The 16108-nt window shown below is 45.6% G+C and carries 14 protein-coding genes and 1 riboswitch; of the genes, 4 read left to right on the plus strand and 10 right to left on the minus strand.

Going from position 1 to position 16108, the window contains the following annotated elements; genetic code table 11:
- The first annotated feature begins 464 nt into the window (after positions 1-464).
- Entirely contained in the window at positions 465-920 is a 456-nt protein-coding gene (locus ACWPOD_RS21720; RefSeq protein ID WP_046874612.1) for an RNA-binding protein, read from the plus strand.
- On the opposite strand, the gene murI is transcribed toward ACWPOD_RS21720, so the two are convergent.
- Genes murI through btuB form a run of 3 tightly spaced genes read right to left on the minus strand, consistent with a single transcriptional unit; the run spans position 883 to position 4305 of the window.
- Entirely contained in the window at positions 883-1686 is an 804-nt protein-coding gene (gene murI, locus ACWPOD_RS21725; RefSeq protein WP_046874611.1) for a glutamate racemase, read from the minus strand. The genes ACWPOD_RS21720 and murI overlap by 38 nt on opposite strands.
- Before the next feature lie 40 nt (positions 1687-1726).
- Entirely contained in the window at positions 1727-2410 is a 684-nt protein-coding gene (locus ACWPOD_RS21730; RefSeq protein WP_012841304.1) for a Dph6-related ATP pyrophosphatase, read from the minus strand.
- 59 nt (positions 2411-2469) lie between these two features.
- Entirely contained in the window at positions 2470-4305 is a 1836-nt protein-coding gene (btuB, locus tag ACWPOD_RS21735) for a TonB-dependent vitamin B12 receptor (RefSeq protein WP_317421695.1), read from the minus strand.
- A gap of 56 nt (positions 4306-4361) precedes the next feature.
- A riboswitch (cobalamin riboswitch) is annotated at positions 4362-4559 on the minus strand.
- A gap of 186 nt (positions 4560-4745) precedes the next feature.
- Between btuB and trmA the strand changes: the two genes are divergently transcribed.
- A complete protein-coding gene (gene trmA / locus ACWPOD_RS21740; protein ID WP_237285393.1) occupies positions 4746-5855 on the plus strand; it encodes a tRNA (uridine(54)-C5)-methyltransferase TrmA in 1110 nt (369 codons plus the stop codon).
- 66 nt (positions 5856-5921) lie between these two features.
- On the opposite strand, the gene ACWPOD_RS21745 is transcribed toward trmA, so the two are convergent.
- Positions 5922-6287, minus strand: a complete 366-nt coding sequence (locus tag ACWPOD_RS21745; RefSeq protein ID WP_005378634.1) for a YijD family membrane protein — start codon at positions 6285-6287, stop codon at positions 5922-5924.
- Positions 6287-6928, minus strand: a complete 642-nt coding sequence (fabR, locus tag ACWPOD_RS21750; RefSeq protein ID WP_005378632.1) for an HTH-type transcriptional repressor FabR — start codon at positions 6926-6928, stop codon at positions 6287-6289. Before fabR ends, ACWPOD_RS21745 begins: the two co-directional genes overlap by 1 nt.
- Before the next feature lie 263 nt (positions 6929-7191).
- On the opposite strand from fabR, the gene sthA reads away from it, so the two are divergent.
- Positions 7192-8622 carry a Si-specific NAD(P)(+) transhydrogenase gene (gene sthA / locus ACWPOD_RS21755; RefSeq protein ID WP_006742759.1) on the plus strand — a complete coding sequence of 477 codons (1431 nt, stop codon included), beginning with the start codon at positions 7192-7194 and terminating at the stop codon, positions 8620-8622.
- A gap of 57 nt (positions 8623-8679) precedes the next feature.
- On the opposite strand, the gene dinF is transcribed toward sthA, so the two are convergent.
- The 3 genes from dinF to lexA form a co-directional block, all read right to left on the minus strand.
- Positions 8680-10029, minus strand: coding sequence for an MATE family efflux transporter DinF (gene dinF, locus ACWPOD_RS21760; RefSeq protein ID WP_456232229.1), 1350 nt, complete (start codon positions 10027-10029; stop codon positions 8680-8682).
- Positions 10030-10084: 55 nt separating this feature from the next.
- Positions 10085-10879 (minus strand): class I SAM-dependent methyltransferase, encoded by a 795-nt coding sequence (locus ACWPOD_RS21765; RefSeq protein WP_456232230.1) that lies wholly within the window; start codon positions 10877-10879, stop codon positions 10085-10087.
- 199 nt (positions 10880-11078) lie between these two features.
- Positions 11079-11702 carry a transcriptional repressor LexA gene (gene lexA, locus ACWPOD_RS21770; RefSeq protein WP_005393778.1) on the minus strand — a complete coding sequence of 208 codons (624 nt, stop codon included), beginning with the start codon at positions 11700-11702 and terminating at the stop codon, positions 11079-11081.
- A 368-nt stretch (positions 11703-12070) separates the two neighbouring features.
- On the opposite strand from lexA, the gene plsB reads away from it, so the two are divergent.
- Positions 12071-14497, plus strand: a complete 2427-nt coding sequence (plsB, locus tag ACWPOD_RS21775) for a glycerol-3-phosphate 1-O-acyltransferase PlsB (protein ID WP_047010238.1) — start codon at positions 12071-12073, stop codon at positions 14495-14497.
- Positions 14498-14564: 67 nt separating this feature from the next.
- Here the strand turns inward: plsB and ubiA are convergent, their stop codons facing one another.
- Together ubiA and ACWPOD_RS21785 are read right to left on the minus strand one after the other, a co-directional pair.
- Positions 14565-15419 (minus strand): 4-hydroxybenzoate octaprenyltransferase, encoded by an 855-nt coding sequence (gene ubiA / locus ACWPOD_RS21780; protein WP_005393780.1) that lies wholly within the window; start codon positions 15417-15419, stop codon positions 14565-14567.
- A complete protein-coding gene (locus tag ACWPOD_RS21785) occupies positions 15420-15959 on the minus strand; it encodes a chorismate lyase (RefSeq protein WP_258628131.1) in 540 nt (179 codons plus the stop codon).
- Positions 15960-16108 lie beyond the last annotated feature (149 nt).

Consider the following 16108-nt stretch of genomic DNA (forward strand, 5'->3'; position numbering starts at 1 on the left):
GTTTCATTGAAACCTAATTTGAAACCGAAGTTTCTAATTGGATTATCATCAACGAGTGCCCACACAGATTGATAGGTTTATATTTTTAAAGAGCTTTTCTAACTTATCCAGCAACTTAGTTGCTCGTCGTTAGGGGTGCGTATCTTACTCCGCACCGTGAGAGAGTCAAGCATTTTTTCAAATTTCTTTTTCTCTCACTTCCGACTCGCTGTGTGACTTTCGTCTCACTCCGTGTCGGTGGATGCGCAGTATAGGGAGTTGAGAAATTAGTACAAGCGTTTTTTGCAAAAAAACTTTCAACAGGTTATTAGTTAGCCAAAAGCGTGATATTTGCATATTTCTTCGTCACATTTGAGACATATCACAGCAATTGGTTGGAAAAACACCAACCATATACGTAAGATTCATGTGTCTATTCTGTTAATGGACAATCGATCTCTTTATCACTATGTGTAGTAATTAAAATGACGTCTAAAAAAAATCTGATTTTATGTGCAGGGCTGGCCGTCGTTGGGGGAATCGTCTTCTCTCAAGTCACCATCCCACCAGCCTTGAGTTTTCTCATTGGTGTTATCGCTACTGCTTTTTTATTTTCATTTTCTAGCCAGACACCTTCTATTCAATCAACAGACTCGGATCCATCAACTAAAACTCTGTATGTCGGCAACCTTCCTTATAAGGCCAATGAGAGTCACGTTCGCGATTTGTTTGCTGAATATGGACAGGTCTATGCAGTACGCTTAATGAAAGATAAGCGCACTGGAAAAAGAAGAGGGTTTGGTTTTGTCGTGATGGCTGCGGCAGATGCCAAGCCAGCTATCGATAAACTTAATGAAAAGGAATATATGGAGAGAACGCTAAAAGTGAGAATTGCGAACGATCCTAAACACCCGGATGGTGGTAAACCAGAACAGGATTAAAACCTAGCTTCTTTAAACAAATGTTCAGTGCATCTTCCTGCCAAGGAGTTGCACTGGCATAAATCGACTTACTTCCCTCTTCCGTATCCTCAATTTCATCACTTAATAGTAATGCTTTTACTCGACGTGCAATGGCTGCACCCGAATCAATTAAAGTAACGTCCCCACCCAAAGCTTGATGAATTTCCTCTTTGATTAAAGGGAAGTGAGTACAACCGAGCACCGCAACGTCTACTTTATCGCGAAGCGGAAGCAGGATTTTTGTCAGTTCGTCTAGAGAAACGCTGTTGCCTCGCAACTTCTCTTCGGCCATATCCACCAAGCGAGTTGATCCCAACAGCTCAACTGGTTTGCCTTGCGCAAAGTCTCGTATTAACTCGTGAGTATATTGGCGTGTTACTGTCGCCGGTGTGGCGATCAGCCCTACCCCTTTTGATGCCAAAAGCGATGCGGGTTTAATCGCAGGGACAACACCAACAACGGGAATCGATAGATTTTCACGTAAGGAAGGAAGCACTATGGTGCTTGCCGTATTACAAGCAATGACAACAATGTCGACTTGGTGTTCTTCGACTAATGAAGAGACCAGTTGGTTAACTCGTGAAATGAGTACCGCCTGATCGAGTTCACCATAAGGGTAAGCCTGATTATCGAATAAGTATAAGTAGTCAAGATGCGGCAATAGGCGATGTATCTCTTGGAATACAGAAAGACCACCAACACCGGAGTCAAAAACTAGGACTTTTTTCTTACTTGCTACTCGCACGAGCCTTACCTAAAGAACAGAAACGTTGCGATCATACTGCTTAGATTTGTTTTGGCAATGCTTTAGCATGGTATCTTTGATGGCTGAATCTATCTCCAGATTCTACATCTCGCTTCGTCAGCTCGATATGCCCTTGAAAAGACGGCGAAGACGTGACCAGTGTGTGAAATTCACCATTTTCCCCACAGGGATCAATTTGACTTGGTAATGACTCTATTAGGACTTTGTCATACCAGCGACCACACCACTCTGGAGGGAGAACACTTCCGTCGATGGTGATCAACATCGTTTGAATACCACGCTCTATGATTTCCATCGCTAGTTTGTCGCTGCTCTCCCCTAATAGCGGAAAGACGCACTCCCAGCCAGCAGGTTCAATATAGCTGCGTCGGTACTCGGCAATGCCATTGCAAAACATATCGCCAAATGCGACAGCTTCTATATTCAGACCACTACTTTGTAATGCATTAACGATGGTCGATTGATAAATGTCGTTACTCGGAAAGACTTCAGGCAGTTCGATAGTAATGAGCGGAAGCGCAAGTAAGTCTGCTTGCATTTGTACAACCTCAAGCGGAGTTGCTTGGAAAGGGACTTCTTTTCCTACGTAAGTCGTGTACAAACCGATAACTTGATAATTTGGATTCTCGTTAAGGCGCTCAAGCGTTAATGTCGAATCTTTACCACTGGACCAACTGATCACCACTCGCTTGGGTTTCTTCATTCGATTTTCCACCACAAAATATTAAAAACCGCCCGAAGGCGGTTTGTGCTCATTCACGATTAGAATTCGTAGCCAACGTTGAGATAGTACGCTCGCTCTGCAGCAGGGTAACCTTTTGCCATCTCATACTCTTCATCAAGTAGATTATCGATACGAGCGCTAATAGAGGTCGACTCATTCGGATAGTAAGTCACCGCCGTATCAACCAACGAGTAAGAAGAAAGCGTAATATCTTGTGAAGGCCAAGTGCTGTAATCCACATCTGGACGCTTACCGACGTACTGATAGCTAACCGACCAATCCACTTTATCGAAGCTCACTAAAGCATTCCACTTATACATTTCTTTCGCGCGGCGCTGCAACTGATGCCCTTTATCGTCTTCAGCATCTTTGTAATCTGCACTCAACTGGTGCTGCACAATCCCTGTATCAAACTCAGCAACAAGCTCCACACCTTGGATATGTGTTTCACCATCGACATTCAAATATTTGTATGTGGTTGGATGGTAATCGATAAGATTCGTGATTTTATAGTCATAACCCGTGACGGACCAAAAAACGCCTTGGACATCACCGCTAAATGCTAGTTCCCAAGCATCTGACTCTTCCGGCTTCAGATCTTTCTCACCGTATGTTGGGTCATACTGTTGATATAGGTTTGGAGCCTTAAACGCAGTACCAAAAGAAGCTTTAACCCCAAACTCTGGCACAAACTGGTAACCAGCCGCTAAGCTGTAAGTGAACTCACTACCGTATTCTTCGTTATCATCCAAGCGAGCACTGCCCTCAAGCATTGCTTTATCAATGCTAGTGGTTGCCATACCAAACAGAGCGCCATTGGTACGATCAAACGTTTTATTCGCACTCTTGTCTTTATAAGATTCGTTGCGCCAATCAATACCACCAGCAAACGTCGTATTGTTGTTTAGCAAGTAACTGTTGGTCCACTGGACATTTTGCTGCTCAAGTTCATCTTCAGTACCTGAGTGTTTGCCTTTTGCTTGCTCATAGTTCCAAGACTTCTGTTTCTGTGCCGTTACTTGTAGTTCTGACATCACATTATCAGACTGATACTTACCGCCCAGAGTGGCAGAAAGGTCGTCTTTTTCTGCTTCGTAATAACCGCGACTGCCGTAGCTGCTGTCATATTGATAAACATTTTCGTAAGCACGTAGGTTACCAAATACAGACCACTGGTCATTGAAGTTATGCACGTAACCTAGCAGACCATTCTTTGTATCAAAGCCATGGCGATCGCCGTCATTAACTCCCGGTACAGGACGAACGTTATAACCATCATCACTTTCACTACCAAGCGCGATATTCAGCTGGCCGCTCTCTGTGACTTTAATGCCAGATGCCACACTCAATTCTTGGTAATCTAAGCTACCTAAACCTGCGCTTAACTTCGTTCTTTCTTCGTCAGCACGCGCAATGGTGATGATATTGATCACGCCACCAATCGCTTCTGAGCCATAAAGTGACGCACGCGCACCACGCACGTACTCAATCCGTTGAACGTAAGTAAGTGGGATTTGGTTAAAGTCCACAGCGCCCTTCGCTGCTCGTGCAAAACGTACGCCATCAACCAGTACTAGAACTTGGTCGGAACTGGTACCACGAACAAATAAAGACGCTAACTGACCACGACCACCATTTTGTGAAACTTGAATCCCCGTAAGACGGCGCAATACATCTGGTAGGGTTTTCGCTTGAATGCGATCAATGTCTTGTCGAGTAACCACTTCGACATCTGCCAACGTACGGCTTTCGGCTTGCTCAAAACGGTTTGCAGTCACAACGATGGTTTCGTCAGTGGAGGTTTCTTGGGCCTGTAGATAAGAGACAGGTGAAAGCAGCGATGCCAAAGTGATCGCCAGTGCGGATTTTCTCATTGTATTGTCCTAAATCGCGTAATTCCTTCCGAGCCCTGTCATCATGACAGTCCAGTGCTGTGGCTCAGTTGCTGGCAGGTATTCGGACTCAAGAGCACGGGTGTACCGCCTACTTACTCGACTTCCCACATAAACTAATGCAGTGTCTGATGAGCGTTCGTTCTCTTTTACCGCTGCGCGTCAGTTCTGGATTCACACCAGATTCCCATTTCAGCCATCTAGATTGCTAGATAGCACCAGCTTGAGGCAAATATTATTCAGCTATTGATTATTTGTCCAGCCAATATTGCCCTTATAAGTTGTAACGTTTTGATTGATTTTGCTTTCTACTCTGTCTGTACGCACTATCTTTAAATCAATTCCAGTACAAAACTGGACATCCTATTGAGATTGAATAAAATCTGCGCTCTTAAATTGAATGCACCATAAAAGGTAAGATCATGGCTACTCTTGATGTAAACCCACAACGCTACCAAGAACAACTGGCTGAAAAAGTCGAACGTCTCACGGATATGTTCGCGCCATACAACATGCCAGAACTGGAAGTGTTTGAATCACCAGAGCAGCACTACCGCATGCGTGCTGAGTTCCGTGTTTGGCATGAAGGCGAAGATCTTTACTACATCATGTTCAACCAAGAAACTCGTGAGAAATACCGTGTTGACCAATTCCCTGCAGCAAGCCGTCTGATCAACGACCTGATGCCGCTATTGGTTGAAGCGATGAAAGACAACGACTCGCTACGTCGTAAACTGTTCCAGGTGGATTTCCTATCGACGCTAAGTGGTGAGATTCTGGTTTCACTCCTTTACCATCGCCAACTTGATGAAGAGTGGATTGAAAACGCGAAAGCCCTTAAACAGCGCTTAAATGATGAAGGCTTCAACCTAAACATCATTGGTCGTGCTCGTAAGATGAAGATTGTCCTAGACCGCGACTACGTGGTCGAGAAACTCGATGTAAATGGTCAGAGCTACATCTACCAACAAGTAGAGAACAGCTTCACTCAGCCGAACGGCAAAGTCGCAGAGAAGATGCTGGAATGGGCGGTCGACTGCACCCAAGAAAGCACTGGCGACCTACTAGAACTTTACTGTGGTAACGGTAACTTCTCGCTGGCCTTGGCACAGAATTTCGACCGCGTCCTGGCAACTGAGCTAGCAAAACCATCGGTTGTATCTGCACAGTACAACATCGCCGCCAATAAGATTGATAACGTACAAATCCTACGTCTATCAGCAGAAGAGTTTACTCAAGCAATCGAAGGTAAACGTGAATTCCGTCGTCTACAAGATGCAGGCGTGGATCTGAAGAGCTACAACTGCAATACGATTTTTGTCGATCCACCACGCTCTGGTATGGATGTCGATACTTGTAAAATGGTGCAAGGTTACGAGCGCATCATGTACATCTCTTGTAACCCTGAGACTCTAAAAGAGAACTTGGACATTCTATGCGAAACACACAACGTGACGCGTTTTGCTCTGTTTGACCAATTCCCTTATACCCACCATATGGAAGCGGGCGTGCTATTGGAACGCAAAGCGTAACCCACGGCGTCAAATACAAAAAAAGCGAGCTCAATGGCTCGCTTTTTTGTATTTGATTCGTTTTTCTTATTCCGCAGAAGTCTTCTTGCTGACAAACCCTAGCTTCTTACCAATCCATGCGAGTAAGATCATTGAAACCATGATCGCAAAGAAGTTTGAGCCTGCTTCTGGGTATTGCGCTTTAATAAACGCAGAGTGACCAAACGCACCTACGAAGAAACACGCCAAGCCAACTAATGGGATATCTTCTGATACCGGATTATTTAGGTACTCTTGGTAAAGAGCTTGTACAGCCAGTACGAGTGCAATCAATGGGAAGATTGAAAAAGACACTTCACTCATGGTCAACCATGACAACAAAGCATCACCACACATACCTGCAACCAGTGCCAAAATCAGCGTTTTCTTTTCAGATTTATTTCCATTCGACATTATTCTATCCCGCCTTTTAATCGGTTACGTTCACGTTCTTTGCGATACCAATAGGCCCCTTTGGCTATCATTCGCAATTGCATGATCAATCGCTCGGCGAGTTCATCGCGCTCACGTCGATCTAAATCTAAAGCTTCAGCCCCCGAACTGAAAACCAAAGTCACAGACGCTTCTGCTTGAGTATACGCCTCTTCTCTGGTCACGCCGGTGCTCATTAAATACTCGGTTAATTCTGCCGCAAAATGCTGGATTTCTCGAGCAACAGCGGTACGAAATTCAGCAGAAGTGCCGGAGCGCTCACGCAACAACAAACGAAAAACGTTCGGACTACTTTCAATGAATTCCATAAAGGTTTCGACCGAGGTACGAATTACGCTACCTTCTTTCACAATACGTTGACGCGCCTGACGCATCAGTTGACGTAGTAGCAAACCGCCTTCATCAACCATGGTTAAGCCTAGCTCATCCATATCTTTGAAGTGACGGTAAAAAGAAGTCGGTGCAATCCCTGCCTCTCGGGCGACTTCTCGCAAGCTAAGGCTGGAAAAGCTGCGATCCGCACTTAATTGACTAAATGCCGCATCGATCAATGATCGACGTGTCTTCTCTTTTTGCTGTGCGCGGATTCCCATCGATTTCATTCTTAACTTGCTCTTTTTCTGTAGGGTACAAGAGCCTCAATATAACGCAATTTGCTCCTACGGAGAAAGATATGTTGCTTCGCTCGCTCTGAGCGCCGAGAACGTTACTATTGGCATGCATCTAATTGCAATGTTCTCGATGCAATTTATAGACATACAACATACCAAATCATCCTTTTGGTCGATTCTGCGTGATCACTTCCACTCTCTAACAGGCATGACGTGTACCAATAGAGTAAATGAGTTAAAATCGCGCTAAAGCAATGTTAAGCAAATATAACAAGGAAGGCATCATGGCGCATGTTAATCACTATGACGTGATCGTAATCGGTAGTGGCCCTGGCGGAGAAGGGGCTGCAATGGGATTAACCAAAGCGGGACTGAATGTTGCCATTGTCGAGAAAGAAAGCAGTGTCGGCGGCGGTTGTACTCACTGGGGTACTATTCCATCAAAAGCACTGCGTCATGCCGTTAGCCGCATCATCGAATTTAATAGCAACCCGCTATTTTGTCGAAACAACACCAGCGTTCATGCAACATTTTCTGACATTTTAGATCATGCTAAATCGGTCATTGATAAGCAAACTCGACTTCGTCAGGGCTTTTATGACCGTAACTCATGCACACTTTTGTTCGGAACCGCGCGATTTATCGATAACTACTCAATTGCAGTGATGCAAAGCGACGGTACAGAAGAAATCTATTCTGCGGATAAGTTTGTCATCGCGACGGGTTCTCGTCCGTATCAGCCTAACGACGTTGATTTCTTGCATGAGCGCATCTACGACAGTGATTCCATTTTGAGCCTGAAACACGACCCTCGCCATATCATCATTTACGGTGCAGGCGTTATCGGTTGTGAATACGCTTCTATCTTCCGCGGCCTTGGAGTGAAGACTGACCTTATCAATACCCGCGACCGCTTGTTGGAGTTTTTGGACAACGAAGTGTCAGATGCGCTGTCTTACCACTTCTGGAACAGCGGTGTGGTAATTCGTAATGATGAGACCTATGAAAAAATCGAAGGCACAGAAGATGGCGTGATTATTCACCTACAATCTGGCAAGAAGATGAAGGCGGACTGTTTGTTGTATGCGAATGGTCGAACAGGTAACACCGATAAGTTGAATTTGGGTGCTGTGGGTCTGGAAGCGGACTCTCGCGGACAACTAAAAGTAAACCGTAACTACCAAACCGATATCGAACACATTTACGCTGTAGGCGATGTCATCGGTTACCCTAGCCTTGCAAGCGCCGCTTATGACCAAGGGCGATTTGTCGCACAAGCCATTACGAAAGGTCAGGCAGAAAACTATCTGATTGATGATATTCCAACGGGTATCTACACCATCCCAGAGATTAGCTCTGTGGGTAAAACCGAGCAAGAGCTAACAGCTGCGAAAGTACCGTATGAAGTAGGACGCTCTTCGTTCAAGCATCTAGCTCGTGCACAGATCGCAGGGAAAGACATCGGTAGCTTGAAGATATTGTTCCATCGTGAAACCAAAGAAATTTTAGGGATTCACTGTTTTGGCGAACGTGCCGCGGAAATTATCCACATCGGTCAAGCCATTATGGAGCAAAAAGGCTCAGCGAATACCATCGAGTATTTCGTCAATACCACCTTCAACTATCCAACAATGGCCGAAGCGTATCGTGTCGCTGCGTTGAATGGTTTGAACCGCTTGTTCTAATCTATGCTTCTTGATAGCAGACAGAAAAACAGCAGGCTTGGACCTGCTGTTTTTATATCAACATTGTGCGAGGAAGGTATCCTTGTGCCATTGGTAGAGAAAGATAACCCCTAAACCAATACCCCGCATCAACATAAAGCTCGTCATTGCAAACCACAGCGCGTGATTTTCCCACTCGGCGAACAAGTAAAAGACAACGAAGAAACTGCTGGTCGCGACAAACATACTATTGCGCATGTCTTTGCCTTTGGTTGCACCGACAAAAATGCCATCCAATAGAAAGCACCACATCGACGCAAGTGGCATCACCACCAGCCAAGGTAGATACACCGCTGCTTGCTGTTGTACCGTCTCAATTGAAGTGATCATGGCGATCAACTGCGATCCCGCCAAACCAAAGAGCGCGGTCAGTCCTAAGCAAATAACCAAACTCCAAAAGAAAGTGCCGACAAGCGATGCACTCAATTGTTGCCTATCTTTGGCACCAATCGCCTTCCCGACCATGGCCTCCATTGCATAAGCAAAGCCATCCATGCCATACGAGATAATCATCAGGAAGCTCATCAGAACCGCATTTGCAGCGACAACCTCATCACCAAAGCTCGCGCCTTGGAACGTCATAAAGCTAAAAGCCGCTTGCAGACACAAAGAGCGTAAGAAAATATCGCGATTCAATTTCACGAATCGCCCTAAACCGTGTTGAGTGCTGGCTAGCAACTTTTGAGGTGATAGTAATTGCCTCTCTCGCCAGGTTTTCCAGACACACATGAGACCAAAACCCATGCCTGAGTAGTCAGCAATCACCGATGCAAGCGCAGCGCCTTCTACTTTCCACCCCAAACCAATCACAAACAACAAATCGAGGGCAATATTAGTCACGTTGGTGATGATCACCATCCACATTGGTGCTTTGGAATTTTGCGTTCCGAGCAGCCACCCCAACAACACAAAGTTCATTAGCGCAGCGGGGGCACTCCACACACGGATAGAGAAATATTGCATACCGTAGTGTTTTACCTCCGCGCTGGCGTCACTCCAACCAAAGATCAAATCAGCTATCGGGGTATGGGCAATAAGGAAGACTAACGCAAACAGCAGCGCCATAAGTGAGCCTTGCATAAACACCAAGGCAAGTTGCTTTCGGTCTTCACCGCCATAGGACTGCGCCGCCAACCCAGTAGTCGACATACGCAAAAAACCAAGCAGCCAAAACGTCACGCTGATCATGGTGCTGCCCAACGCAACACCACCCAAATACCAAGCGTGGTCTAGATGACCAATCACCGCAGCATCGACCAAACCGAGCAATGGAACAGTAATATTCGACAGTACCATAGGTATCGCTAAAGCTAAGACTTGGCGATGAACTTTTGGGTTAGATAAAGGAGAGAAGATTGAATTTGTCACAGGCACCTCATCAGTAAGATCGACGAGTGTACCTGAGCGCTTAACGACTAGCCAATTACCACTTGATGTGAACGAGGACTGGCGTGAGGCGATGCTTCAACATTGGAATCTTATTAAGCCAACGCTGCCAAGCTTTCCAACGAGAACAGAATCTATCGAATGGCGAGAAAGCTTTCACCCATTGTGCCCATGGTAACCATTGCAATATCTGTGCTGCAGGCGCTTCAAAACCATGAGCATAACGATCAGAGCCAAGCTTTTGCCCCCACTTGGTTTCCGTTAAATCTCCTGCCAGCACCATACACAGTTCAGCAGAAACAAAATGTCGACCCAAGGTTTGAATAAATTTCGCGACTTGACGCTCTGTGCAATCGAGCAGTGCCATTTCACATAAAATGAGCACCGGTGCTTGCTCTGGAATGGCTAACGTCTCTAGCCACGACATTTCATCCACACTGCCACAGCGATGTTCATAACGTTCATTTTTGTGGAACAAGCGCTGACGCCATACCAAATTTTCCGTCACGTCCAGCTCTATCCAATGGCAGCGCCCATTATCCAAACGATAAAAGCGGGTATCCAGCCCAGCTCCAACATTGATTATCCAAGCATCGGGATACTGCTGTAAGAAGTGACTAACCTGCTGGTCACAAAGCTGAGTCAGCGTCACGTGCAGCAATTGCTTCTGCACAATATCACCACTCAAACAATCCGGCGCCATCTTACAACTCAAACACGCTTTAGCAGCTATCGGATCGTACACCAAGCCATTGTCGACCATGCTTTCACGGCTACGCAATAACAGTGGCTTTAATAAATGGTTAGGAACTTGATGTTTAGACTGAGACATGGGCATTTCCTGCGCCAGAGAGAAAACATAGACATTAATAAAGATGATAATGAATATCAATTACATTATCAAGCTTATAAATTGCTCAAAACAAACAAGGTCAAGATGATAAGCAAGCTTTTGGAGGAAGTAGAAAAAGAGAAAAGAAGAGAAGAGAAAAGACAAAACAGCCCAGATGAACTGGGCTGCTTAAACACACTTACATCCAATCGGTATTGCGAATAATACCAACGGCTAAGCCTTCAATCGTAAGGTGCTGAGACGTTAAGTCCACTTGAATTGGGGCAAACTCTTCATTCTCAGCATGCAGTAATATGGTTGAACCTTTGCGCTCCAAACGCTTCACAGTCACATCATCATCAACACGCGCAACGACAACTTGACCGTCTCTCACGTCTTGGGTTTTATGCACAGCGAGCAAATCGCCATCCATAATCCCGATGTCTTTCATACTTTCGCCATTTACACGAAGTAAGAAATCCGCTTGCGGCTTGAACATCGCAGGGTCGACTTGGTAGTGCGCTTCTACGTGTTCCTGAGCCAGAATCGGCTCACCCGCAGCAACTTGACCAATCAAAGGCAAGCCCTGTTCGTCATTAGCGGCAGAGTCATCAAGTAGGATACGAATCCCACGCGATGCACCTGGGATAATTTCAATTGCTTGCTTACGAGCAAGCGCTTTTAGGTGTTCCTCTGCGGCATTCGCAGAGCGGAAGCCAAGCTCACGCGCAATCTCTGCACGAGTTGGTGGCATTCCGGTGTCATCGATTTTACTTTTGATCAAATCGAAGACTTGTTGTTGGCGTGGCGTTAACGGCTTCATGTCTCACCTGTCTTTTTATACAGTTAACTGTGAGTATATCCAGTAAATGCTCAAATGAAAACCCAATTGGTTGTTTTTTAATTTATTTGTGGAGTGCACTTCGTTTGCTGCCCAAGTTCATTATTCATGCGTTTAAAACACCGCCTTTTCAGTTAATCAAAGTAAAGCAACAACTTAGGAGTTCGACTAATTTACAGCCAATAAAATTAAAAGGTTTGACCAGTTTCTGGTATCCTTGCTGCGCTTAAATTTTATCGCCTAGGCTTATTTCTTTTGCCGTACTCATTTCTTTTTCTATAGAAGACATGCAAAGCGGACACTGAAATAAGGTTAGGCCTGTTTGAATACCTATTGAGGCTGTGAACTTTATGTCTTCTGGACAATCATTTTCACGTTCATTACTAAAACTACCTTTATCGGTACTGGTAAAGGGCACCACAATCCCGTCGAACCCGATTGAAGATCTGAATATCGACCTCGCTAAGCCGATTGTATATGCCCTACCGTTCCGCTCGAACGTGGATTTGCTGACACTGCAAAAACAAGCCATGAGCCTTGGTCTGCCTGACCCGCTCAGTCCGCTGGAAATCAATGGCAAAACGCTGAACCGTTTCGTCTTTATCGCTGCGCGTCCAACTGTGATGAACAACGATAATGATGTCCCAACCGACTCTGTCTCTCTGTTCACAGACTTGCTGGAACTGCATAAACTGGACAGTGAATTGGACGTTCAAATGATCCCTGCAACCGTGCTTTGGGGTCGTAAACCAGGTAAAGAAGAAAACCAAAAGCCTTACCTTCAGCCAATGAATGGCCCGCAAAAGGCGAAAGCGGTAATGGCAGCAGGACGCGACTGCTTGGTTCGCTTTAGTCCCGTGGTATCTCTGCGTTATATGGCAGACTCTCACGGTACCGACAGCGCAATTGCGCACAAATTGGCTCGCGTGGCGCGTATCCACTTCTCTCGCCAAAAACTTGCGGCTTCAGGCCCAAACCTGCCACAACGCCAAGTGTTGTTTGCTCGTTTATTGAAATCTCCAGCTATTGAACTGGCGATCGCTGACGAAGCCAAGAGCAAAAACATCTCGATTGATAAGGCACGTAAAGAAGCCCACGACATCATGGATGAAATCGCCGCCGACTTCTCCTACGGTCTAGTGAAAAACGGCGACCGCATCCTGAGTTGGCTATGGACAAAGCTATACCAAGGGTTGCACATCAATAACGCCTCGACTGTGCGTCGTTTAGCGCAAGACGGCCACGAAATTGTGTACGTTCCGTGTCACCGTAGTCACATGGACTACCTACTGTTGTCTTACGTTCTATACCATGAAGGCATGGTGCCTCCGCACATTGCGGCAGGCATTAACCTGAACTTCTTCCCGGCCGGTCCTCTTTTCCGTCGCGGTGGGGCGTTCTTTATTCGTCGTAGCTTTAAAGGTAACAAACTGTACTCAACCATTTTCCGCGAGTATCTAGCTGAGCTGTTTGCCAAAGGCTATTCAGTCGAGTACTTCAGTGAGGGTGGTCGTTCACGTACAGGTCGCTTACTGCAAGCGAAAACGGGTATGCTGGCTATGACCATCCAAGCAATGCTACGTGGTCTAAACCGCCCAGTAACGCTAGTGCCGGTCTACATCGGCTACGAGCACGTAATGGAAGTAGGCACTTACGCGAAAGAGCTGCGTGGCAAACGCAAAGAGAAAGAAAACGCAGGGCTTGTACTGCGTACTCTGCGTAAACTGCGTAACTTTGGTTTGGGCTATGTGAACTTCGGTGAGCCAATTCAGCTCAACCAATACTTGAACGAGCACGCTCCTGAATGGACGAAAGACATCGACAGCATGGGTGGTAACAAACCACAATGGATGAATCCTGTGGTGAACGACCTTGCTAATAAAATGATGACGCACATCAATGATGCGGCGGCGGCAAACGCGTTGACCTTGTGTGCAACCGCACTGCTTGCTTCTCGTCAACGTGCACTTTCTCGTGACTCGCTGATCAATCAGATTGAGTGTTACTTAAAGCTACTCAAAAATAATCCGTACTCAAGCACCTCCACTATCCCTACCGAAAGTGCTGAGGAGTTGGTCGATCATGCGATTTCACTTGATAAGTTCGTGATTGAAACCGATAGCATGGGTGACATCATTTCGCTGGATCGTAGCCAATCGATCCTGATGACCTACTACCGCAACAACATCATCCACTTGTTTGCTCTGCCATCATTAATTGCTCAGATGATCATTCGTCAGCGCAACCTTTCGGTAGAAAAAATTCAAGCGAATGTCGCGCAAATCTACCCATTCTTGAAGAAAGAGTTGTTCTTAAGCTATCAAGAAGACGAGTTGGATGAATTGGTCGTTAAAACACTGCATGAGTTTGCCGATCAGAAAATGATTAGCCTCGATGGTGATAAGCTGGAGATCAATCAGTCGAACAACCAGCCTTTGGTTCTGCTAGGTCGTACAATCACGGAAACACTGCAGCGCTACTCTATCGCGATGAACTTGCTTGTTGCTTACCCAGAGCTCGGTAAATCGGACCTAGAACAGAAGAGCCAAGATATTGCTCAACGTTTAGGACGCTTACACGGTATTAATGCGCCAGAATTCTTCGATAAAGGTGTGTTTACCGCTATGTTCAATACGCTCAAACAGCAAAAATACCTCGATAACGATGGTAACTGTGACACGAAGAAAACGCAGCAATTTGCACGATTACTATTCACTCTGCTTTATCCAGAAGTGAAACTGACGATCGAAGAGAGTATTCATCAACTTCAGTCGTAACCGTTTTACCTTCTTCCAAAATAAGAAAAAAGGCATCCAATCGGATGCCTTTTTTCTATTTCTTCGCTTACCAAAATGCGACCAATAACCCTATCGCTATCACCATGCCAACATAGTTGTTGTTGAGGAAAGCCTTAAAGCACAACTCCCGCTCACGGTGACGAATTAAGTGCTGCTGATAAACAAACAACGACGCTGCAATCAAAAGGGTCCAGTAGTAACTTTGTCCCAATTGGTAGAACTGCCCTAACCAAACCAACATCGCGAGCGTAATCAGTTGCAACACACCAATAATAAGCTTGTCATGACGACCAAACAAAATTGCCGTCGATTTAATGCCAATCTTTAAATCATCATCGCGATCGACCATCGCATATTGAGTATCATAAGCAATGGTCCATAAAGCGTTAATCAGAAACACAAACCAAACTATCAGTGGTAGCTCCCCGGTTTGTGCAGCCCACGCCATTGGAATTGCCCAGCTAAACGCCAAGCCTAAAAAGAGCTGTGGAATATGAGTGTAACGCTTCATAAATGGATAAATGAACGCCAACACGATGCCAGCGAAGGATAGCTGAATCGTCAACGGGTTCATGGTCAGCACTAACAAGAATGAGCTGATACCCAAAACCAAAAATAATCCAATCGCTTCTTTTGCTGTCACTTTCCCTGATGGCAGTGGGCGTTGCTTGGTACGTTTTACATGGCCGTCGACTTTGCGGTCAGCAAAATCATTAATCACGCACCCCGCGCTACGCATTAGGAATACACCCAATACAAACACGATAAATACATCCCAACTCGGCATCCCTTGGGCTGAGATAATCAGCGCCCAAATCGTTGGCCACATCAGTAACAGTGAACCAATCGGGCGATCCATGCGCATCAGTTGCCAATATGCTTTGGCTTTTTCTGCGGACATTTACACTGTCTCCTTAGCGTAAACTGGTGAATTAGATAAGAATAACTCGGCGACCAGCATCGGTTTGTGATTCATCCACAACCTTGAGCGTCGCGCTAACAAACGTCCTTCTGGTACGGCTACCCATCCCATTTGCAAAGAGTCTCGCTCAACGTTGTCTGCGCTGAACACTGTTAGTCCTAATGGGATATCCCCTTGTTGAGCCAAATCATACTGCTGATCAACTAAGGTTGAGCGAGGAATTAATGTCCGTCCGATAACCCAGTTATCATTGTCACCACACAAAATTACCTCTCGCAGTAAGCAATCTTGTTCGGACAATAACTGGCTTTCGTCCTGTTTTAACGTCGCCGCAGTGACGATCTGATTTTGTAGCAATTCTACCGTTAATGCTTGGCAGTGTCGCTTTAAACGACGTGACAAAGACCCTTGCTCTTCAAGCCAGTGCTTGGCAAATTCATTTGGAAATTCGAATTCGTCGGGGTTTTGCCACTCTACTTCCAATAAAGAAGCAAGATAGAGTGATGTTGGCTGATTCATACTAGTATTCAATTGGAGGCTTTATGCGTACAATAAAGCAACAACTTACCGTCCATAGTAATGTATGTAACCGTAAGTTCCGTTATTTGTTATAGACGGCCCATTGTATCAAGACTGAAGCGATTCGAATATCGCGATCCAGAGAAAGA

The organism is Vibrio sp. JZG120 (assembly GCF_053890955.1).

Coding starts and splice junctions, on each gene's coding strand:
- ACWPOD_RS21720 (WP_046874612.1), top strand. CDS start 465: ATGACGTCTAAAAAAAATCTGATTTTATGTGCAGGGCTGGCCGTCGTT.
- ACWPOD_RS21730 (WP_012841304.1), bottom strand. CDS start 2,410: ATGAAGAAACCCAAGCGAGTGGTGATCAGTTGGTCCAGTGGTAAAGAT.
- btuB (WP_317421695.1), bottom strand. CDS start 4,305: ATGAGAAAATCCGCACTGGCGATCACTTTGGCATCGCTGCTTTCACCT.
- trmA (WP_237285393.1), top strand. CDS start 4,746: ATGGCTACTCTTGATGTAAACCCACAACGCTACCAAGAACAACTGGCT.
- ACWPOD_RS21745 (WP_005378634.1), bottom strand. CDS start 6,287: ATGTCGAATGGAAATAAATCTGAAAAGAAAACGCTGATTTTGGCACTG.
- fabR (WP_005378632.1), bottom strand. CDS start 6,928: ATGAAATCGATGGGAATCCGCGCACAGCAAAAAGAGAAGACACGTCGA.
- sthA (WP_006742759.1), top strand. CDS start 7,192: ATGTTAAGCAAATATAACAAGGAAGGCATCATGGCGCATGTTAATCAC.
- ACWPOD_RS21765 (WP_456232230.1), bottom strand. CDS start 10,879: ATGTCTCAGTCTAAACATCAAGTTCCTAACCATTTATTAAAGCCACTG.
- lexA (WP_005393778.1), bottom strand. CDS start 11,702: ATGAAGCCGTTAACGCCACGCCAACAACAAGTCTTCGATTTGATCAAA.
- plsB (WP_047010238.1), top strand. CDS start 12,071: ATGTCTTCTGGACAATCATTTTCACGTTCATTACTAAAACTACCTTTA.
- ubiA (WP_005393780.1), bottom strand. CDS start 15,419: ATGTCCGCAGAAAAAGCCAAAGCATATTGGCAACTGATGCGCATGGAT.
- ACWPOD_RS21785 (WP_258628131.1), bottom strand. CDS start 15,959: ATGAATCAGCCAACATCACTCTATCTTGCTTCTTTATTGGAAGTAGAG.